Source organism: Paenibacillus illinoisensis NBRC 15959 (assembly GCF_004000925.1).
In the GTDB taxonomy this organism is placed as follows: domain Bacteria; phylum Bacillota; class Bacilli; order Paenibacillales; family Paenibacillaceae; genus Paenibacillus; species Paenibacillus illinoisensis.
The window spans coordinates 648019-666629 of record NZ_BIME01000002.1; the positions used below are offsets into that span (position 1 = coordinate 648019).

An 18611-nucleotide genomic window follows, 5' to 3' on the forward strand; every position below is an offset into this window, starting at 1 on the left:
CAACAATAGGAACTGTCCGGAGGGAGATCCCATTGTGAAGTTTCGCATAATTATTTGAAATTATCGTCCATAAGTCTAACTTGTGGACGATTTTTCATTACAAAAGGGTATGTACGAAAGGGCATGCACGATCGTACATCTTTTTGGTCGTGATTTGGACTATAATGACTTATACAAGAGGTGATCCCATGAAAATAGTACGGAAGAAGGCAAATCCGTCCGGAATAAATGAAGAAACGGACCCTATTGCGTCTTCACGTATTCCCATAATCATCTGGCTTTGGCTTGTTGCCATAGCTACTTTGATCCTGCAAACGATGTCAGCCCCTAAATTAGTACCTAGTATTATCTTTGTAGCCGCAATGTTAATTCATACCATGGTGTACTGGGAAGTAAACAAACTTATACAACGATCCAAATTGCTCTATATACTTCTTCAATCAGGGTTAATTTACGGAAGTGCCATGTTAATGCCAGACGGTATGCCTGCTGTATTGATTGGTTTAATTCCGGTGTTGATTGGACAGACCTTTGCCATATACTATGAGACGGCAAAAATTGTACTGGTTGCATTTTTATTATATTTATTATTCTGCACGATAACCCTGTTTACACGATCTGGTACGGATGTTGCCTTGTTAATCCTATTACTGTTAATGATGATCGTTGTCGTGGTGTCCTATGCAGTGCTTTTCTATCGTCAGGTCAATGCCCGTGTTAGAACATTAACGTTTCTGCATGAGCTGGAGAAGGCTCATCAAAAAGTAGAGGAATTGACGCTAACAAGCGAGCGACAACGTATGGCAAGAGATCTGCATGATACATTGGCTCAAGGACTCGCTGGTATTATAATGCAGCTGGAGGCCGTCGATGAGCACATGAATCGAGGGAGCTTTCCGCGCGCCCACGAGATTATTCACAGTTCAATGGGCCAAGCACGCCAAACATTGGCTGATGCACGCAAAGCCATTGATGACCTTCGAACCAAGGCCACACCGGCTATTACCTTTGGAGAGGCAATCCAGGAACAGACGCTACGTTTCCAACAGGCAACCGGAATTGAAGTCGTTTTGGACGGGAATGCTCCGAGTTTCATATCCAAAGTAGGAATGGAGCACGTTTTGCACATTTTAAGTGAATCGCTAATGAACATAGCCAGGCATGCTCAGGCAACGAGCGTAACCATTCACATGGCTATGGAGAAAGAAGATTTCCATCTGATTATACGAGATAACGGAAGGGGCTTTAGCGTAGACCGAATCGGAAAACAATCCGGGCACTATGGCTTGATCGGGATGAATGAACGGGCCAGGCTGATAGGTGGCAACATTGAGATTGAAAGCGGAAAACAAGGAACGACTATTTTGTTTCGTGTTCCACTTGAAAAAGGAGAAGTCTGAATGAAATATAACATACTCATCGTAGATGATCATTGGGTGGTGCGTGAAGGACTTAAATTAATATTGGAGACCAGTGACAACTATCTAATTGTCGGAGAGGCTGAGGAAGGAGAAGAAGCTATCCGAATTATGTTAGACAAACAGCCTGATGTCATTCTCCTGGACTTGAATATGCCCGGGGGACTCAGTGGTTTGGATACCTTGAAACGTATGAACGAGCAACACATTCGTATACCTGTCATTATTCTAACGACATACAACGAAGATGACTTGATGATCGAGGGACTTTCCCTTGGAGCCAAAGGGTACTTGCTCAAGGATACGAGCCGAGAACAATTATTTCGAACATTGGATTCTGCCATTCGTGGAGAAACACTGCTTCAACCTGAAATAACGTCAAGATTCTTTGCGTTTCATGCGAAGTCTTCTCAAGAATCCAAAACACAGCCACAACTTTTAATTGACAAGGAGTCAACCCTGATTAGTGAGAGAGAGTTACTCGTTTTACAAGCCGTGGCTCGTGGTTTACGCAGCAGAGATATTGCTTTTGATATGGGTATTGCCGAGAGAACAGTAAAAGCATACCTCACTAACATTTACAACAAACTTGGAGTGAATTCGCGATCAGAAGCTGTTGCAGTAGCTGTTGCAGTAGCTGTCGAGAAGGGGATCTTACACTTGTAACTTGTAAGGCACTCTTTCGTAATCAAAGATAAAAAATGGTATGCCCCGTTATGACCTATCCCTTCTATGCCCCATCGTACATGAAAGGCTTGCCCTTTCGTACGATTTTTTTTTGTTTTTATTTCGTTACTATGGGGGGACAGAGCGTTTCCTTAGGTAGCTCTAGGATTTTTGTGGAAGTGAAAGGGGAAGAAATCAGCTATGGCAAAATGGTTATATCGTCTCGGGGTTTGGTCAACGAGAAAACGGAAAATGGTCATTACGATGGGGCTAGCACTTCTTATTGTACTTGCATCTTTAGGACTTGGTATGGGTACTTCGTTTACGGGTGAAATGACTATACCAGGAACGAAGTCGGATCAGGCGGCGAAAGTACTAAACTCAGAGTTTCCATCATCAGATGACGGTGGTCAGATCAGGCTCATTTTCAAAGCGAAAAATGATTCATTGACTTCCGAGGCAAACAAAAATTACATTCGGCAAGCCCTGAAAGATGTAAAGACGGATTTATCAGTCAAATCTGTAGCTAGTCCATTTGAGTCAATGACTCTAAGTGCGGATAAAAAGATTGGTTATGCGGACATTACGTATTCTAAACCCGCCAGTGAAGTGGATGAGCACTCGAAAGAACATGTGTTGAACATTGCAGAGTGGCTCGGTAAGGAAGGGATTCAAACAGAGATTGGAGGCAGTGTTGCCTTTTCTGAAATAGAAGTAGGGGGCATATCCGAAGTCATTGGTATCCTAATTGCCTTCATGATTCTAGCGTTTACGTTTACTTCGTTTCTAGCAGCAGGACTACCCATACTTACAGCGGTCATAGGACTCGGAATTGGTCTAATGACTGTAATCATTGGTTCTAATTTCGTATCGATGTCATCATTCTCCATTACGTTAGCAGTCATGCTTGCCTTAGCAGTCGGTATTGATTATGCACTATTTATCATGTCACGGTACCGTCAGCAGTTGGCAGAAGGATATGATAGAGAAACAGCGATAGCTCAGGCTAACGCAACAGCAGGAGGCTCGGTTGTATTTGCAGGACTGACTGTAATTATCGCATTAGTGGGTTTATCCGTCGTACAAATTCCCTTCATTACGATGATGGGACTTGCGGCTGCTATTAGCGTATTTGTAGCTGTCCTCATTGCGATCATTCTCGTACCTGCCATATTGGCTGCAGCAGGAGACCGCATCAGTCCGTCCCGCGAAAATCGTTGGCTGAGAAAATGGTCCGGGAGCAAAAAAGAGAAAACAAGCGAAGACGCATGGAGTCGAGTTGTCACAAGAAAGCCTTGGCTTACTGCCATTCTATGTATTGCCGTCTTAACGATGTGTACCTTGCCTTTTCTGCATATGCAACTTGGCTTGCCCGACAATGGCCTGAAATCGACTGAAACGACAGAGCGTCGTGGATATGATCTAATGGCTGAGGGATTCGGTGAAGGGTTCAATGGCCCACTCGTGATTGTCGCCAAAGCTAATCATAGTGACGATCCTCAAGCAGCAATCGCTCAAGCGACGGCTTACATCAGCGATCTGCCGAATGTCTCTAGTGCAACACCCGCAATACCGAGTCCATCGGGAAATGCAGCCATCATTACAGTGTTACCCAAGACAGGCCCGCACGATATTCGAACGACTGAACTTGTGGAGACTATACGTGAAAAAGCCGATCAACAAAACAATAAACAGGTCGAGATTATGGTTACGGGTGGAACTGCGGTTAACATTGATATTTCCGAGAAATTGCAACAGGCATTACCTAAGTTCGCTTTATTGATTGTTGGTCTTGCTTTTGTACTGCTTATGCTCGTTTTCCGATCTTTGCTTGTACCGATCAAGGCTGTACTTGGTTTTCTGTTTACACTAGGTTCAACACTCGGTTTTATTGTCTGGGTCATTCAAGATGGTTATCTGGCCAATATGTTCGGTATTCCTGAGCCTGGGCCGGTGCTTAGTTTCCTTCCCATTCTCGTCACTGGAATTCTATTTGGACTTGCCATGGACTACGAGGTGTTCCTTGTCAGCCGGATGCGTGAAGACTTCACTCAGACTGGAGATGCACGTCAATCGGTAAAAAGCGGGATAATCCATAGTGGCCCAGTCGTTACTGCTGCAGGCTTAATTATGATTGCCGTGTTCGCCAGCTTTATTTTTGCAGAAGATACCATTATCAAATCCATGGGATTAGCCCTGGCATTTGGCATACTCGTGGATGCTTTCATCGTGCGTATGACACTTGTGCCGGCTATAATGACCCTTCTTGGAAAAAGTGCCTGGTATATCCCGGCATGGCTTGATCGCTTGTTGCCTAACATCGATGTAGAGGGCGAGTCGGTTATGCGAGAAAACCATAAAGCCACCAGTGGTTTTGATCAAACTATTAAGGAGAAAAACTTACGAGAAGTAAAAAGTAGAGGATGAGGGCTGCCCATTACTGCAGCGCCTTCTCCGTTGGATGTCATGAATCAGTTTACAGCGTTCATACGAATTGAAGTCATGGTTTCAAAGACTCTAGAAAAAGAGATTTAAGTAAGTTGAATTGCTCGGATGGGTCTACACGAGTGTTGAATGCATCGATACCTTCTAGCATGGACATTTTCTTGGAAAATGTTCCGAATACATTCATCATCGTAAGTAGAATGTTGACGGAATTTGAACCGGCACGGACAGAATGATCCTGTTCTCCCAACGCTGCCAATTCGGTAAAAAGTCCAATGATTTTGTTATATTCGGTTTGATACAATTCCATATGCTCTACAGGCTCTTTCGAAAGCGCCACGTAACATTCAAAGGCTTCAATCAACTTGGAGTTTTGTTGATGCTCAGCTTGCTGAAAGAAAATCAGGGTGTCGAATATTTCGTTTAATTTCTCGTAACATGTTCCTTCTCCATGAACAATCTTTTCAAAGATAATCACTTCGGACTGAACAATATATGAAGCAACAGCAACAATCAAATGCTCTTTCTTGGGAAAATAGCGGAATACAGTAGCTACCCCAAGGCTTGCAGCCGTGGCAATTTCCTGCATGGTAGCCTTTTCGAATCCTTGCTGTGTGAAAATAGATATGGCAGCTTCAATGATGCTTAAACGGCGTTTCTCTCGCAGCTCGCTTCGCTCATTTTCCTGGCGTTGTCGGGGTTGAATAGGGATAACCTCCTTATCTCTGTAACTCAGGTTATGCTAACAATTGCAATTCTATTTGTCAACGAAGCAAGGTATGAAACGATTTTATACTCAAATAACCCTGATCAGATCACTAGCCAAGATAAGCTATAAAGGGAGACGTCATTATAAATGAACAAACTAAAATGGTTATTGCAGCATATGAGAACCAGAACGAAGATCATAATCTCTCTACTTATTATTGTTTTAATCGTAGCAGGAATTATTGTAAGAAATTTATCAGTCTATGTTGAAGAAGAAAATTATGTTCCTGCAGCAAGTACTGAGAGCTTTCGCGTAGCGCTTTCAGTGAGCCCATTTTCGGGGAACGCATTTCAGAAAGGTTACACCTACACTGCCGGGAATTTAACAGCGAATAACAGAGAGGATTTAGAACGAATGTACATGTCATCGGGTGCTACGGAGATGTACGCACGAATTGCGACAAAGAGATATCCTACAGAAGATAACCTGGTGAATGGTGAGGAAGATTCAAACGCTAATTACCACACGTTAGAGCAGGGATTAGAGTTAGCCCACATGGCAGCCAAATTAAAAATACCGTTAAACCCTGAACTCATGCTTGCTTACACTTATATGGATATGGACCGGCAACAAGCTCCTAACTTCGAAGTATATCCCGAGATCTTTGCCTTGCAAAAAGGGAAACAGTGGGAAGAATTAACATTGGATGAAATGAACGTCGTTCTGGAGGCTTACGGTGAGTTTGTCGCTACAGAAATTTTGAAAACGGGTGCGACAGTAGAGAACTGGAATATTGGCAATGAAGCTAACTATGGTTTTGCAGGAGTAAGCATCGGATTGAAAACCGCAGTAAACGAAAAACTCGAAAAAGTTCCGGGTTTTATGAGACATGTCTATTCTGTCATGTGTACCAACTGGCTCAAGAAAAATATATGGAAATACAATGCAGTACAGATGGCTTCAGTTGCTAAAGGAATTAAAAATGCTTACGAGAATTTGGGACTTAATTCAAGTAAGGTCAAGTTTTCAACTCATATCGCAACCGTAGTCACAACCGTTCATACAGCAGTCACATATTTCAAGACGTTAAAGGAAAATGGATTCCCAGTTGATACTGCTGGTATCAGTTTCTATCCTAGTGCGCCAGGAGTATACATTGATAAAATGGTTATGTATAAAAAAATCGTTACTGCTATTAACAAACAGGTAGGTATTCCTGTATTTATCGCCGAGTTTTCTTATCCTTCAGGTGAGGTGCAAGGTGCATATGCCGGATGGTCAAAAACCGTCAAGGGCTACCCACATAATGAAGAAGGACAAGCTGCTATCTATCATGATGTTATTGAGTGGGGAAAAACACACGGACTAATAGGGATCCGGTATTGGGCTCCTGATTTCAGTGAGTGGGGGAGTATGTCAATGTTTGATTACTTGGACAATGGCGCTAAAGCCAAGAAAATATTAATGGATGCTATTCACGAAGAGACCAATTAAAATAACATATATTCAAACAGAAAAGTCGCTTTTAGCGGCTTTTTGTTCTTTCTACTAAGAGAGGAGCGGTTCAATTATCTTATGTTCAAACCTAGAGCTAATACGACTTTTCTCCTGTTTTTCAACAAAACAAATATCATGAAAAGGGTTTTTTATCCAAAAGAAATTAGAACTTTGTTCTCTTACAGCTCCATGTAAAATTTTATAAAATTTTCTTGTTAACATCATCAGACTTTACAGGAGGATTATTATGTCAACTTATCTCTCAATCTCAGGTGCTAGGAAAACATCCTTGGTACCGAAAACGATCCTGGTATTTGCAACGGGTATATTGTTTTTGCTGGTGTATGCAAATGTCACCTCAGCTCATGGTTACTTAGAGTCACCAGCCAGCCGCGCATACTTATGCCAACAGAATCTCAATAGTAACTGCGGTCAGGTGCAATATGAACCACAAAGTGTGGAAGCAAAAGGGAACTTTCCGGCGGGAGGCCCATTAGATGGAGAAATTACAGGAGGAGGTATTTTTCCGGAGTTATATACTCAAACGGCAGAACGTTGGACGAAGCTAGACATGCAAACAGGAAGCCAAACCTTTACCTGGAAATTGACAGCGGCACATGCAACAAAAGAGTGGAAATATTACATAACCAAGAAAGACTGGAACCCTAATTCTCCGATTGAGCGTAAGGATTTAGAACTGTTTTGTACCTACAGTGATGGCGGGAAATTGCCAGAAAAATCGGTCTCACATCAATGTGAAATACCAGCAGACCGTACCGGTTATCATGTTATTCTCGGCGTTTGGGAAATCGCTGATACTGGTAATGCCTTTTATCAAGCGCTTGACGTAAATTTAACGAAATCGGATAGTGGAAGTGGAACAAACACCGATGTAACAGCGCCAACAGCTCCAATAAATCTAAAAGCAAGCAACATCACGACAAAATCACTTACACTTAGCTGGCATCCTTCGACTGATAATGTGAGTGTAATGAGTTATGAACTTTATCAAAATGGACACAAGATTGCGACTATTCCAGGAACGTCTATATCCTATGATGTAAGTGGATTAAGTCAAGGAACAACTTATATCTATGCGTTAAAAGCGATTGATGCTGCAGGTAATGGATCCCCTCTCAGTTCGGAGATTACAGTGCAGACAACTTCTGCAACCATACCTGACACTTTAGCTCCAACGGCTCCAAGTAATCTTCACGCACATACCGTGAGTGCAGCATCAGTAAGTCTGATGTGGTCCAGTTCAACGGATAATGTGGCCGTTAGCAGCTACGACATTTACCAAGGATCAGAGCGGATCGCTACTGTAAATGGAACCGTGACAAGTTATGAGGTAACCGGTCTGAAATCAAGCTCGACATATACATTTTCAATTAAAGCCAAGGATTCTGCTGGAAATGTATCTGTAGCGAGTAACGTCATTACAGTTACTACACTTGAGTCATCTCCGCCAGTTGTAGAACCGGATGCACCTGAAGCTTGGGCTGAGAATACGTCATACCACATCGGTGATCGTGTCCTTTACAAAGGGGTCGTTTATATTTGTCGTCAAGCTCACACATCAATATATACTTGGACTCCTTCCGAAGTCCTTGCATTGTGGTTGCCAGAATAGCCGAAAGTCACTCAGGATTTGTTCCTGAGTGACTTTTTTTGATGAGCGCTCGCGAGGATTCAGAGACAGTTTCAACATAATCGATGACAAATGTTTATTTTTGCATACTTGGGTGAACATATGAATATAAAACGTTGTTTAGCGGACACATGGCGTGCTGTTTGATTATTGCAAGTGAATTTTTTGTGATTTATTATTGCCAATGTAAGGTTTTAATTGAGAATTTTATTCTCATCTAAAATAGACGAACATTTCGTTAATTCACTTAATAAAGGAGTATGGATCATGAGTAAACGTTTTGAATCAAAAGTTATTTTAATTACTGGAGCAGGCTCAGGTCTGGGACAAGCAGCGGCACTTGAAATCGCAAAAGATGGTGCCAAGCTTGCTCTCGTTGACCTTAATCAACCTGCACTTGAAGAGACCAAAAAATTGATTCTGGAAGTTGCACCTGAGGCAGAAGTTCTTCTTCTTACTGCGGATGTATCTGATGAGCAAGCTGTTCAAAAATATGTAGATGATTCGGTTCAAAAGTTCGGTCGCATCGATGGCTTCTACAACAATGCGGGGATCGAAGGTACTCAGGCTCCTACAGCTGAATATAACAGTAAAGTGTTTGACAAAGTCATTGACATTAACCTTAAAGGTGTCTTTTATGGTATGAAATACGTTCTTCCCGTGATGAAAGAGCAACAATCCGGTTCCATTGTCAATGTTGCATCTGTTGGCGGGATTCGCGGAGTTCTGAATCAGGCGGCGTATGTCGCAAGTAAACATGCTGTATCGGGTATGACGAAAAATGCAGCAATCGAGTACGGACAATATAACCTGAGCATCAACGCTATCGCTCCAGGGGCAATTATGACTGCGATGGTTGTCGGTTCCCTTAAACAAATCGGTGGCGAAGAAGGATGGGAAGAAGCCGGCAAAGAATTTGTTAGCGTAAACCCTAAGAGACGTTTTGGTAAACCTGAAGAAGTAGGTCGTCTTGTTGCCTTCCTGCTATCCGGTGAATCCGAATTTATTAATGGTGCTGTCATTCCTATTGATGGCGGACAATCGAACCAATACTAATAACATGAAGATCCCTCTTTGGCAATGTCATTAAGAGGAGGCTCTAAATGAAGAAAAAGAGCAGGTCATCCAAAAGATGGCTTGCTTTTTTTTTGTGCTGAATAAGAAAATGAACTTGATAAGTAATTGGGAATATGAAAGAGGAAGCCATAGCCCAGCATAACATAGAGAAGCAGAGGGACCCGTATTCCGCTGTATGACATTAGGAAGCGTAGGGTTTAACAAACAGGTTAGCGTAGCGTCTAAAGAGTCGTATATCTCAAAGAACAACATCTGCACTTGCCCATTGAGATTGCGGACATTGCTAGGTCAGCAATGAGTTAAAAATACCATTTTCAGCGAATATTTCATGCAGTGACAGGTGTTACCGTAACCCAGTACGTGAGGAATAGGCGGCTAACGCTTACGGTGCAGGAGTTAGTGGGAACGGATTGTAAAGTCATTGATGTCGCGTTGAAGTACGGTTATGACAGTCCGGCAGCATTTACAAAAGCTTTTCAGCGGATGCATGGGGTAACACCTCTTGCGGCTAAGAAAATAAATGTACGAAGAAGATGAAATTCCCGGATGCCAAGCCATTTCACCTGCAAAAGAACACGACTTTTTACTCGAACTGTGTCCAACAGCCCATTATTATTACACCAAAACTATAATATCTGATTGAGCTTGCTTTCAGGCTCTTCACCATTCTCTACACGTTTTATATTCTTTATAAAGAAATCATATCTTTTTTTATGAAATTTCCGACCATCAGGCATTCCTGCTGTATGGGGGGTAAGTATCACATTACCCAGATTCCGGAGCTCACTGTCCATAGGAAGCGGTTCAGATTCAAACACATCCAGACATGCGCCTGCAATATCCCCGTTTTTTAATGCATCAATCAAGTCTCTTTCATTGACAATCCCGCCGCGGGCTGTATTGATAAACAGTGTGGTATTCTTCATTTTCTTGAATACCGCTTTGTTGATCAGTTGTTTGGTTTGCTGATTCAAAGGAATATGTACACTGACGATGTCCGATGTGCTTACAAGCGTATCGAAATCCGTCATTTTCACAAAACCATCCGACTGTACATTGGTATTTCTGGCATAAGCCAGCACATTCATATCAAAAACGTTGCTAAACGCAGCTACCTTTTTTCCGATAGCGCCCAAACCGACAATCCCAATTGTTTTTCCTTTTAATTCACTCCCTGTATAGTTCAATTGATTTTCATCCATCTTGTTTTTCATGAACGAATCAAGAAACGGTATGTTTTTATAAAAAGACATTATCATTGCCATTACGTGCTCGGCCACTGCCTGTGCGTTCACCCCTGCAGCATTAGCGACCCAAATGCCAAGCTGTGTGCAGGCAGGAATATCTACATTATCAAATCCTGCACCTGTCTGTACCAATTTTAATTTTTTTGCGGCAGAAAGCAGGCTGTGATCCACTTTAATATGCTCAGGGACGAGTACATGGCAATCTTCAAGGTGATGCAGCATCTCTTGTCCGGGCGGGACAATTACAACGTTCCAGTCTTGGGGAAAATACCTTGAAATAGTTGATTTTGAAGTTTCGCTAAAATAGCCAACGATGAGAATCTTCATTACCAAACCACCTTTCATGTTTTTAGCAATATCTTCGGAAAACGCGGTATCAAACAATTCTAAACAAAAAGTAAAATGTTGTAAAACTCAAATAAAGCGCCAGATCCACTGCCATGATCAGCTGAATCATATTCTAATGGAGAAGGACACCTTAGGAAATAAAATCTGTGATGACCGAAAGAATAATAGATCTGCTTTAAATACGACATAATTTGACGTAATTGAGATTTATAATGGTGATACATTAAAGAAAGGAGCAGCAAAATATGAAACGAACAATAATTTTAGATTTGGCGGTTACTCTAGATGGTTTTATTGAAGGCAAGAATGGTGAGGTTGATTGGTGCATTATGGATGCAGAGATGGGGTTCGATCAGTTTTTAAATCAAATTGATACCATTTTATTTGGGAGAAAAAGCTATGATTTATGGGGAAATTTCACTCCAGAAGGACCCACGGATTCCGATAAAGAATTATGGGGATTGTTTCATAGTAAAGAGAAATATGTCTTTTCCAGAACACAAATGGGGACAGACCATAAAGCAATATTCATAAACGATCGTATTTCTGAAGAAGTAAATAAATTAAAAAGTATGCCTGGTAAAGATATCTGGCTATATGGTGGAGCAAGTCTTATTACAACTTTTATCAATTTAGGGCTTGTTGATGAATTTAGATTATCAGTCCACCCTGTTGTTTTGGGAGAAGGAAAACCACTGTTTGTTGATATAAAACAGAGGTTGAATTTAAAAATGGTGAATACAAGAACGTTTTCTTCGGGTGTTGTACAACTAATTTATCATTTAGATGAAAATTAAATCCAAGGTGAGGCTATGAACGTCAATGAAATCATCATTGAAGGAGCACGCGAAAATAACCTGAAAAACGTGAGTGTGCGCATCCCGAAACGAAAAATCACGGTTTTCACCGGTGTTTCGGGTTCAGGCAAATCCTCTCTGGTCTTTGACACCATCAGCGCCGAAGCTCAGCGGCAGCTTAATGAGACGTTTTCCGCTTTCATCCGCAATCGGCTGCCCCGGTTCAGTCAGCCGGACACCGATCGGATTGAGAACTTGTCTACAGCGATTGTCATCGATCAGAAAAGGTTTGGTGGCAGCTCCCGTTCGACGGTCGGCACGATAACCGATATTTATGCGATGCTCCGGCTGCTGTTCTCCAGAATTGGTAAGCCCTTTGCCGGCAATTCGCATGTTTTTTCGTTTAACGACCCGGCCGGTATGTGTCCGGAATGCTCCGGATTCGGGCAGGTTGTACAGTTCGATGTTGACAAGCTGTTGGACAGGTCCAAGTCGCTGAATGAAGGAGCGATCCTGTTCCCTGTATTTAAAGTGGGGAGCTGGTACTTGAATACGTATGTCCATTCTGGTTTGTTCGACAACGACAAGCAGCTTGCCGAATATACGCTGGCAGAATGGGATACCCTCCTCCATGGCAAAGAAAGCAAGATCGTATACCGCACCAAAGGCGGCGACATCGAATCGGATTATGAAGGTCTGCTACCCAAGCTCACCCGCCTGTATTTAAAGCGGGATAACAGTGAAATGCCAGATGCTAAACGCGAAACTCTTGACCAATTTCTATCCTATAGCGGATGTAACCTTTGCAGGGGAAGTCGGCTTAATCAAGCGGCATTAAGCTGCCGGATCAACGGGTACAACATTGCGCAATGCGCGGGGATGGAGATAGGGGATCTTATTCGGATGATCGAGATCGTTCGAGATCCCGTTGCTAGCACGATAATAGACGGAATTCTGACACGGCTGAACCATCTGGTCGATATTGGGCTGGAGTATCTTAGTCTTGACCGACAGACAGCGACTTTGTCGGGCGGGGAGTCACAGCGCATCAAAATGGTCCGTCATCTGAGCAGTAGTCTAACTGACATGATCTACATTTTCGATGAACCGAGCGTCGGACTGCATCCCCGAGATGTCCATCGTCTGAACGGCATGCTGCGCCAGCTCCGGGACAAAGGGAATACCGTACTTGTCGTTGAACATGACCGCGAAGTCATGGAGATCGCCGATTGCATCATCGATGTCGGACCTTATGCGGGAACCCGCGGCGGGGAGATCGTCTACAAAGGAGACTTTGCGGGCTTGCTGCGCTCGGATACATTGACAGGAAGGTGCTTGAAGCAAAATCTGCCCTTAAAAACAACAACTAGGGTGCCGAAGGGCAAAATGACAGTAGCTGGTGTCAGTCTACACAATCTGAGGGATGTTACGATCGATATACCCGTTGGTGTGCTGACGGTGGTTTCTGGAGTAGCAGGCTCAGGTAAAAGTACGCTGATTAACGGAGCCTTCCTGCAAACGTATCCAGAAGCGATTGTCGTTGATCAGACGGCTGTGGGAACTTCCGTCCGCTCCAATCCGGCTACCTACACAGGTATGATGGATGAGATTCGGCGGCTCTTCGCAGCAGCTAACAAGGTAAGCGCATCCTTGTTCAGCTTCAACTCCAAGGGAGCCTGTTCCAATTGTCAGGGTCTAGGGATGATCTACACGGATTTGGCCTTTCTCGAGCCGGTAAGGACGACATGTGAAGTTTGTGAAGGCAAGTGGTTTAACAATGAAGTGCTGCAGTATGAACTGAACGGAAAATCCATCAGCGATGTCCTCGAAATGACAGTACGGGAAGCTTCGGAGTTCTTCAGCAGGAAGGAGCTGCTTCGTCAATTGCAGACATTGGAGGAGGTGGGACTCGGATACTTGACACTGGGCCAGCCTCTGAACACCTTATCGGGCGGTGAATGCCAGCGCATTAACTGGCCGGAGAACTTCACAAGGAAGGCAGTCTTTACGTAATGGATGAACCGACAACCGGACTGCATATGTCCGATATCTCCCGTCTGATGGACATAATGAACCGCTTGGTGGACGGGGTAAATACGTTGGTGGTTATCGAGCACAACCTAGATGTGATCAAGAGCGCGGATTGGATTATTGACATGGGTCCCGAGGGCGGTCACCGGGGTGGCCAAATTGTGTTCGAAGGTACTCCTGTCCAGCTTGCTGCTTACGAGCATTCGAAAACGGGGGCATATTTACGCAAGACAGAAGCCTGTAAATCAGCATCATCCTGATTGAAAAGGGAAAAGCCCGGTATTATTTGTAAAGATCATTTCCGCACTAATCGATGGACCCTTCGGGCGAACCTTTACATTTGCAGATCCAGACGGTCACTTAGTTACCCTTCACAGTAAAGCCTGATATGAAAGTGTATCTGGCTAAACAATAGGGATAATTTCTTCTGCGACAGTGAGCCAAATGTTATTACAACATGAAGAGCTTATTCCCAAAATCTGTATTCTCCCCATACAGTAGACAGGTGTAATAAATCCAGCCTGTTATTGTGAGGGGAGTTTTTTTCATATTGATGAATACCAGCGATCCAGCAACACCTCTTCCTTAGAACGTGAGGGAAGTCTGGAAAAGAATTCAGATAAACAATATACTAGCTATAACAGTTTATGGTTGAGGTGAATATTTAATGGATGAAATCAATGAATCAAAACAAATGGTATTACAATTGGGCGGTGCCTTGAAAAAGTACAGAAAAGAAAAAAATATGAGCTTGGATGACTTAGCGGAATTAACGGGCGTAAGCAAACTTACACTGGGGAATATCGAACGTGGCGAGACCAATCCAACGTTGGCGATTATATGGAAAATATCAAAAGGCATATCTTTACCGCTATTGGCTTTGTTCAAATCAGAAGAGCCTGTTAGTTTGTATCGAGCAGGCGAAGGACTGCGATTTTCTAATGATCAAAAAAATTGGATCATTGAACCCGTCTTTAAAAGCAACGGTATTGAAATGTGTCGGGCTTACTTGCAGCCGAATAGCTCGTATCACCCTGAAGGTCATCATGTCAACACAACTGAAATTGCAACAGTAATGACGGGTTCCATTGAAATTCAAGTCAACGAAGAGATTCACACATTGAATCAATATGATACGATCAGTTTTCGTGCAGATTGTCCTCACTCTTATACCAATCATACGAATAGCGAAACAGTGCTCCATATCTCCTTAACGTATGGTTTCTAAAAATCAAAATTCTACTTATCATACAACTCCGAATTCCATGACGGGAATTCAGAGTTGTATTTTTGTTTTTAAACGATTTAAAATATATTATAGAATATTTATTGTAAAAAATAATATATTATAATATACTTTTGTTGTCCGCGCGGATGTTATTGCCTCTTTTTTCAATCAGCAGGAAACAAACCATACGTATGAATTCAGAAAGGAGAATTGAAGAATGCCGAACCAACAAAATAAAAAAGCCGTACCATCTTCTATAGGGTTTATCATTCTCGGCATTATTGTGATTGCAGCTAATTTACGTACTCCCTTAACCTCAGTTGGGCCTTTGGTGAGTCTTATAAGGGATGACGTTCAAATTTCAAATACATTAGCCGGCCTCATAACAACGCTACCCTTACTTGCCTTTGCTTTATTATCGCCTCTAGTACCCAAATTAGCACGAATGTATGGGGTTGAACGCATCATTTTGATTGCACTCATATTTCTGACTGTTGGTATTGTAATACGTTCTTTATCTGGCGCAGCTAATCTGTATATCGGGACTGCAATTCTTGGGTTGGCAATTGCCGTATGTAATGTATTATTGCCCAGTATTATCAAAAGGGATTTCCCAAATAAAATGGGTTCCATGACAGGTCTTTACTCTATTTCAATGAGTTTAAGTGGAGCAATCGCATCAGGAATAAGTGTACCGCTAGCCGTGAACGCAGGTCTAAAATGGCAGGGAGCGCTAGGAATATGGGGGATTCTAAGCTTCGTATCGATCCTTTGTTGGTTACCGCAATTAAGAAATCGAACGAGGCAAACAGCCACGACGAGCCAACACAAGGACAGCAACGATGTGAATGTTTGGCGTTCCCCTCTTGCCTGGCAAGTAACCTTATTTATGGGTATACAATCTATGGTTTTCTATGTGTTGATCGCATGGTTACCCGAAATTTTAAAGCAACAAGGTATTGACTCCAACCAATCAGGATGGTACCTCTCGATCATGCAGTTAGCCATGCTTCCATTTACATTTGTTGTTCCCGTTATTGCTGGGCGAATGTCTAGCCAACGTTTGTTAGTGGTCATCACAACCACTTTGCTTTTAACGGGAACGCTCGGACTTCTTTATGGGAGTTCCGATATCATATTGTTGTGGATCATAATACTCGGAATTGGGGGAGGCTTCGCCTTTAGTTTGTCCATGATGTTTTTTGGATTACGTACCGAAAATGCGCATCAAGCAGCTGAACTGTCAGGCATGGCGCAATCGATCGGATATCTTCTTGCCGCAGTCGGTCCTGCCCTTATAGGATATCTGCATGATGCGACAAATAGCTGGAAACTGCCTCTTTTCATTCTACTTGGTGCTTCGGTCTTACTCTTTTTAGTTGGTATAGGAGCAGCAAGAAATAGTTTTGTAGGTAACCGATATAGCTACGAGCTGCACGGAAAGGACGATAAAAATGTTTGAGAACATTATGGTGGCCATTGATCAAGATCAAATAACGAACAAAATCCTCGATGCAACCGTTGAAATAGCCCGAAACAAACCAACTCAAGTTACCTTGATTAATGTCAGCCAGGAATATGTATCGAATGGCATGACATATGTACCAGAGAATTTCTTGGAAGAAATATTGAACGAAATGGAGAAGGCGAGCTTGGAACAATTACAACAAGCCAAATCCAAATTAGAATTTGCGGGGATTAACCCGAAAACAGTTCATCTTAAGGGAAACCCTGCACATGAAATATTAAGATATGCAAGGGATACTGAGCAGCAACTCATTATTATTGGAAGCCGTGGGCTAAGCGGGATAAAAGAAATCATGCTTGGAAGTGTCAGCCACAAGGTTTCACAGCTATCCGTTTGCCCAGTTCTTATTGTACATTAACGCCTCTGTGCTACAGAGATGATGTATTGATATACGAACGGGGAATGTACAGAGGCATTCTAGGGCTTTGTGTCCTACAATGCCGCTGTTTCGATATCCTTTTAGCTGACCAAATGCTGACGCTGAAGTTGAATGGAGGGAGGACCTGTCGACCATATGGTTTGAGCCTTCCTATGCTACAGAGCTCAGATACATGTTGAAGGATGCGAATGCAAAAGGGAGATTTTTCCAATAATGAAGAGCTGGCGAGGTAGCTTATAAAGAGGTTACAGCTATGTTCAACCATGAGACGGAGCACATTTACAAAATCTTTGCGAATTGGGTTAGACCTTTAAACTAACGGGCAGGTTAGTTCAGTACAAATTCAATTAGGCAGTATAGTAACGCTAGAGTTAGCTAAACTTGCATGTTCCGATGTTCGAGCATCCAAAAATGTTGTCATGAGATACCCACCTCCTAACGTTGTGGACATAGCAGGTATGATAAAGAAGACTCCCATTCATAGTTGATTGAAGCAGGCTTGCCTGTTGGTTGGTGGCCTTTTTTTTAATAAAGCCTTGTCAAAATGGATATACCTGAATAATCTATCCAATACCACAAAGAGGGGGATGGAAGCATGAGTGAAGTTGGATATGGTAATGATAATGTAGGAGGAGTAAGTGGAGGATATGGTGGCTTTACGTCCATTGGTGCAATACTCGTACTGTTTATTTTATTGGTCATTATCTCCAAGGCTTTCTTAGTATAAGAGTTCACTTCTTACTTTTCCCGCCAGCCTTACTGGCGGTTTTTTTGATTTGCTTACGTTCGTTGTACGATGATAAAAACTAGAAAGTCACCTCAGGTTGATATGTATTTAAAGAATTACTATAGCACGTTAAGCTAATGGGAAACGATAACTCAATGATATAAAGAAAGCAGTTGATCAAAGCGACCAGCTGCTTTTGTTCAGCTAACGGGCAGTTTAGCGTAGTAATTGAGGGAACGTCCATTTAAATTAAATGTTTTCACCGAATTCTTTACCGAAGTCCTCCATCTTTTCAAGGATTGGAAGTAACTTCATTCCTTTTTCTGTCAAAGAGTACTCGACTCGTGGAGGAACTTCCGGATAAACATCACGTTGAATAACGCCATCATTCTCTAATTCCTTAAGTTGCTTGGTAAGCGAGCCTTGCGAGAGATCTCCAAGAAATTTTTTGATGTCCGAATAACGACGTGTTTCATTTTTTAAATACCATAATATAAAATACTTCCAGCGTCCGGAAAGAAGATTCTGCGTAAAGGCTATCGCGTACATATCACTATTTTCATTTATAAACTCTTGTTCAATTCCTTCATTACAAACCCGCATTGACATCATTCCTATTCTATAGGTACAGAAAAATGTACTATGTTCATTTAAATTGCCCTCTTTGCAAACGAAACGAATGCACTTATGATTGGGTCAACAACCCAAACAAACCCATTTGATATTGTTTTAAAAGAAGGAAGAATAAATTTTTAGTTTTATATTTAGCATGCTAAGTAATTATTATATTTTTTAATGTCATAGTTAGCAAGCTAAAGATTGTATATCCACTAATTGCTATGGAAAATGAAGGTGAAGAAATA

Annotated in this window: 14 protein-coding genes and 2 pseudogenes; 13 read left to right on the forward strand and 3 right to left on the reverse strand. The window is 42.3% G+C overall.

Annotated elements, in window-relative coordinates; all coding sequences use genetic code 11:
* The first annotated feature begins 188 nt into the window (after nt 1-188).
* From PIL01S_RS08205 to PIL01S_RS08215, 3 genes are all read left to right on the forward strand, one after another.
* The gene (locus PIL01S_RS08205) at nt 189-1400 is read left to right on the forward strand and encodes a sensor histidine kinase (protein ID WP_127537092.1); all 1212 of its coding nucleotides are present in this window, start codon (nt 189-191) and stop codon (nt 1398-1400) included.
* Nucleotides 1401-2084 carry a response regulator gene (locus PIL01S_RS08210; RefSeq protein WP_127537093.1) on the forward strand — a complete coding sequence of 228 codons (684 nt, stop codon included), beginning with the start codon at nt 1401-1403 and terminating at the stop codon, nt 2082-2084.
* A 201-nt stretch (nt 2085-2285) separates the two neighbouring features.
* Nucleotides 2286-4511 (forward strand): MMPL family transporter, encoded by a 2226-nt coding sequence (locus PIL01S_RS08215; protein WP_127537094.1) that lies wholly within the window; start codon nt 2286-2288, stop codon nt 4509-4511.
* Between the two features lie 73 nt (nt 4512-4584).
* Here the strand turns inward: PIL01S_RS08215 and PIL01S_RS08220 are convergent, their stop codons facing one another.
* Nucleotides 4585-5265: a TetR/AcrR family transcriptional regulator gene (locus tag PIL01S_RS08220; RefSeq protein ID WP_127537095.1), complete on the reverse strand. Its 681-nt coding sequence runs from the start codon at nt 5263-5265 to the stop codon at nt 4585-4587.
* Between the two features lie 120 nt (nt 5266-5385).
* On the opposite strand from PIL01S_RS08220, the gene PIL01S_RS08225 reads away from it, so the two are divergent.
* The 4 genes and pseudogenes from PIL01S_RS08225 to PIL01S_RS08240 all read left to right on the forward strand — a co-directional run.
* Nucleotides 5386-6732, forward strand: a complete 1347-nt coding sequence (locus tag PIL01S_RS08225) for a glycosyl hydrolase 53 family protein (protein ID WP_127537096.1) — start codon at nt 5386-5388, stop codon at nt 6730-6732.
* A gap of 250 nt (nt 6733-6982) precedes the next feature.
* On the forward strand, nt 6983-8368 hold the full coding sequence (locus PIL01S_RS08230; RefSeq protein ID WP_127537097.1) for a lytic polysaccharide monooxygenase: 1386 nt from the start codon (nt 6983-6985) through the stop codon (nt 8366-8368).
* A gap of 285 nt (nt 8369-8653) precedes the next feature.
* Nucleotides 8654-9442, forward strand: coding sequence for a glucose 1-dehydrogenase (locus PIL01S_RS08235; protein WP_127537098.1), 789 nt, complete (start codon nt 8654-8656; stop codon nt 9440-9442).
* A gap of 339 nt (nt 9443-9781) precedes the next feature.
* Nucleotides 9782-10000 (forward strand): annotated as a pseudogene (locus PIL01S_RS08240) (helix-turn-helix transcriptional regulator); the annotation flags it as partial.
* A gap of 89 nt (nt 10001-10089) precedes the next feature.
* On the opposite strand, the gene PIL01S_RS08245 reads toward PIL01S_RS08240, so the two are convergent.
* A complete protein-coding gene (locus PIL01S_RS08245) occupies nt 10090-11037 on the reverse strand; it encodes an NAD(P)-dependent oxidoreductase (RefSeq protein ID WP_127537099.1) in 948 nt (315 codons plus the stop codon).
* A gap of 266 nt (nt 11038-11303) precedes the next feature.
* Between PIL01S_RS08245 and PIL01S_RS08250 the strand changes: the two genes are divergently transcribed.
* The 6 genes and pseudogenes from PIL01S_RS08250 to PIL01S_RS08280 all read left to right on the forward strand — a co-directional run bounded on the left by PIL01S_RS08250 (nt 11304) and on the right by PIL01S_RS08280 (nt 17748).
* The gene (locus PIL01S_RS08250; protein ID WP_127537100.1) at nt 11304-11855 is read left to right on the forward strand and encodes a dihydrofolate reductase family protein; all 552 of its coding nucleotides are present in this window, start codon (nt 11304-11306) and stop codon (nt 11853-11855) included.
* A gap of 15 nt (nt 11856-11870) precedes the next feature.
* Nucleotides 11871-14146 (forward strand): annotated as a pseudogene (locus tag PIL01S_RS08255) (ATP-binding cassette domain-containing protein).
* 407 nt (nt 14147-14553) lie between these two features.
* Nucleotides 14554-15114, forward strand: a complete 561-nt coding sequence (locus tag PIL01S_RS08265; protein WP_127537101.1) for a helix-turn-helix domain-containing protein — start codon at nt 14554-14556, stop codon at nt 15112-15114.
* A 217-nt stretch (nt 15115-15331) separates the two neighbouring features.
* On the forward strand, nt 15332-16576 hold the full coding sequence (locus PIL01S_RS08270; protein ID WP_127537102.1) for a CynX/NimT family MFS transporter: 1245 nt from the start codon (nt 15332-15334) through the stop codon (nt 16574-16576).
* A complete protein-coding gene (locus PIL01S_RS08275; RefSeq protein WP_127537103.1) occupies nt 16569-17000 on the forward strand; it encodes a universal stress protein in 432 nt (143 codons plus the stop codon). The genes PIL01S_RS08270 and PIL01S_RS08275 overlap by 8 nt, the downstream gene beginning before the upstream one ends.
* A 616-nt stretch (nt 17001-17616) precedes the next feature.
* The gene (locus PIL01S_RS08280; RefSeq protein WP_127537104.1) at nt 17617-17748 is read left to right on the forward strand and encodes a sporulation protein YjcZ; all 132 of its coding nucleotides are present in this window, start codon (nt 17617-17619) and stop codon (nt 17746-17748) included.
* Between the two features lie 249 nt (nt 17749-17997).
* Here the strand turns inward: PIL01S_RS08280 and PIL01S_RS08285 are convergent, their stop codons facing one another.
* Complete coding sequence (locus PIL01S_RS08285) at nt 17998-18351, reverse strand: winged helix-turn-helix transcriptional regulator (RefSeq protein ID WP_127537105.1); 354 nt, start codon at nt 18349-18351, stop codon at nt 17998-18000.
* Between the last annotated feature and the right edge of the window lie 260 nt (nt 18352-18611).

What these genes read in the sequence shown, in the direction of transcription:
- PIL01S_RS08205 (WP_127537092.1), top strand. Translation starts at nt 189, where the DNA reads ATGAAAATAGTACGGAAGAAGGCAAATCCGTCCGGAATAAATGAAGAA.
- PIL01S_RS08210 (WP_127537093.1), top strand. Translation starts at nt 1,401, where the DNA reads ATGAAATATAACATACTCATCGTAGATGATCATTGGGTGGTGCGTGAA.
- PIL01S_RS08215 (WP_127537094.1), top strand. Translation starts at nt 2,286, where the DNA reads ATGGCAAAATGGTTATATCGTCTCGGGGTTTGGTCAACGAGAAAACGG.
- PIL01S_RS08225 (WP_127537096.1), top strand. Translation starts at nt 5,386, where the DNA reads ATGAACAAACTAAAATGGTTATTGCAGCATATGAGAACCAGAACGAAG.
- PIL01S_RS08230 (WP_127537097.1), top strand. Translation starts at nt 6,983, where the DNA reads ATGTCAACTTATCTCTCAATCTCAGGTGCTAGGAAAACATCCTTGGTA.
- PIL01S_RS08235 (WP_127537098.1), top strand. Translation starts at nt 8,654, where the DNA reads ATGAGTAAACGTTTTGAATCAAAAGTTATTTTAATTACTGGAGCAGGC.
- PIL01S_RS08245 (WP_127537099.1), bottom strand. Translation starts at nt 11,037, where the DNA reads ATGAAGATTCTCATCGTTGGCTATTTTAGCGAAACTTCAAAATCAACT.
- PIL01S_RS08250 (WP_127537100.1), top strand. Translation starts at nt 11,304, where the DNA reads ATGAAACGAACAATAATTTTAGATTTGGCGGTTACTCTAGATGGTTTT.
- PIL01S_RS08265 (WP_127537101.1), top strand. Translation starts at nt 14,554, where the DNA reads ATGGATGAAATCAATGAATCAAAACAAATGGTATTACAATTGGGCGGT.
- PIL01S_RS08270 (WP_127537102.1), top strand. Translation starts at nt 15,332, where the DNA reads ATGCCGAACCAACAAAATAAAAAAGCCGTACCATCTTCTATAGGGTTT.
- PIL01S_RS08275 (WP_127537103.1), top strand. Translation starts at nt 16,569, where the DNA reads ATGTTTGAGAACATTATGGTGGCCATTGATCAAGATCAAATAACGAAC.
- PIL01S_RS08280 (WP_127537104.1), top strand. Translation starts at nt 17,617, where the DNA reads ATGAGTGAAGTTGGATATGGTAATGATAATGTAGGAGGAGTAAGTGGA.
- PIL01S_RS08285 (WP_127537105.1), bottom strand. Translation starts at nt 18,351, where the DNA reads ATGCGGGTTTGTAATGAAGGAATTGAACAAGAGTTTATAAATGAAAAT.